General features: G+C 37.8%; 2 protein-coding genes and 2 pseudogenes. All 4 read right to left on the bottom strand.

Features of this window, described 5'->3' with window-relative positions; translation table 11 throughout:
• Positions 1-67 (bottom strand): annotated as a pseudogene (locus tag FTU38_RS16985) (helix-turn-helix domain-containing protein); the annotation flags it as partial.
• Between the two features lie 591 nt (positions 68-658).
• Complete coding sequence (locus FTU38_RS16590; protein ID WP_078191125.1) at positions 659-1,324, bottom strand: pseudouridine synthase; 666 nt, start codon at positions 1,322-1,324, stop codon at positions 659-661.
• Positions 1,325-1,409: 85 nt separating this feature from the next.
• Positions 1,410-1,892, bottom strand: coding sequence for a hypothetical protein (locus FTU38_RS16595; protein ID WP_218954737.1), 483 nt, complete (start codon positions 1,890-1,892; stop codon positions 1,410-1,412).
• A 19-nt stretch (positions 1,893-1,911) separates the two neighbouring features.
• Positions 1,912-2,001: pseudogene (locus FTU38_RS16600) on the bottom strand (IS5/IS1182 family transposase); the annotation flags it as partial.

A 2,001-nucleotide genomic window follows, 5' to 3' on the forward strand; every position in this document is an offset into this window, starting at 1 on the left:
GTTTGGCCAGAAAAATGAGTCGTTCTCGCTGTTCTAAACTAAGTGGTACAGAAACAATCCGAGGCATGTGTGAACATCTGTTAACTAAAAAAACCTTTTCGCATGATTAGTTATTTTTGTCAACTTAGGATGATAAGGACGATTAAAGCAATATTGATCATTTGCCAATCCTCAAAATAAGCTTCAATAATTTAAGTTTATTCCCCAAAACAAACCTAATTTATAAAAATTAAAATCAATAATTTATTTCATATTAGCAGAATAAATGCAAAAAACTGTATTTATCTGACCAAATACACACTTACACACAATTTAACTAAAATGCTGTTTTAAATCATTTTAATAAAATATTTTTATATTAAAAAAGTAATCATTCAATATTCATTAGAAAATATAATAAAACCTTAAAAATGGCGTTTATTTACTAAAAGCTACAAAGAAATTTAATATCAATCTTTCTAAATTTTTCACATACTTTATAGAGATATTTAAATTATTTATATATCCCCAGAATTGGGGATATAGTGTATATCATGAATCATTTTTAAGCAGAAAAACCTATTTAAAGCTGTAGATATTCTGCGCTTTTTACGAGTCCCAAAGGTTTTAATTCAATGCAGCAGTTTTTATGAACAATGAGCATTCACATGAATATGCTTTAAAATTCTGCCGCACAATGAATATGAACAGCTTGTTGAGTTAAAGGCTGGGTAAATGCCAGATCGCAAGCATGTAACGCCATCCGTCCGAGTGAGCTCTGTTTTGCATTCGGGTGATACAGTTGATCCCCTGTAATTGGGTGCCCAATATGCATCATGTGTACACGTAGCTGATGAGAACGCCCTGTCACTGGTGTTAATAATACTCGGCTAATGTCCTTGCTTGCGTCATAGCTAATGGCTTGATACAAGGTTTTTGAGGGTTTGCCCAATTCAAAATGCACCATCTGACGTGGGCGATTTTCCCAGTCCGTAATGAGGGGCACTTCAACACTGCCCTCACCTTCAAGTTTGCCCTGAACTAAAGCCACATATTGCTTTTGAACCGTCCGCGCTTGGAACATTTTACTCACTGCCACTTCTGCATCGCGGTGTTTCGCAAACATCAAAATGCCTGATGTTGCCATGTCTAAACGATGGGTAATTTTTGCAGCAGGATACTGCTCCAAAACACGAAGGTAGGCACTGTCATGATGCTCAGGCAAACGTCCCGGAACCGACAACAATTCCGCCGGTTTTTCGATAACAACCAAGTCTGCATCTTCATACAAAATACGTAGAGGACCTTGAGGCGGCGCATAGACAAAGTTGGGATCTAAAGGCATGGATAGACTGTGTACTGGGAGAATGTCGGCAAAATAACAACTGACTAATTCGCTGTCAATCGACTTTGGCCGATCAGGTCTAACCCTAACGATTATTGGTCCCCAATTTACCAAAGGCTGGTGCTAATGAATGAGACAAATCATCCTCCAGTAACTGTAAGATGCTTGCACTCGTGGTTAAAGGATACTGATGTAGTGTGATGCGATATTTGCCCTGAAACCACTGCGACAAATGCAAGGCATAGGTTCGTTTAGGCCCAAAACCTAAATGTTGTTTTAAACGATTCTTTATACCTGTCCGTGATGATCCGACATACAGAATGTGATTGGGTTGATTTAACTTGGCGCAAGTATGGGTTTTCAATGCCTTAAATGCAGCATAGTCCTGATATGTCTGCTGTATATCGCCACCAACTTGCTCTATCACATAAATATAATGTGCGTGTAGAGCAAGATCATCAAAACTTGAAAACTCAAATATACGCTCAGCTTTAGTCTGCTGTGCCTGCAGACAATCCTGTATCAATTGATCAAGATAACCCATAATAAAATTAGGGTGTGTTGACATTTACAGCCGATAAATTGAGCTAAAGAGGCAACCATATAAATATACAAGCTAAAGCAACAGCGCTTTGATAGTTACGTTTTAGCTTATCGTATCTTGTGGCAATTCCTCT

Origin of the sequence: Acinetobacter sp. YH12098 (assembly GCF_013419235.1) — a bacterium.
GTDB classification, from domain to species: domain Bacteria; phylum Pseudomonadota; class Gammaproteobacteria; order Pseudomonadales; family Moraxellaceae; genus Acinetobacter; species Acinetobacter amyesii.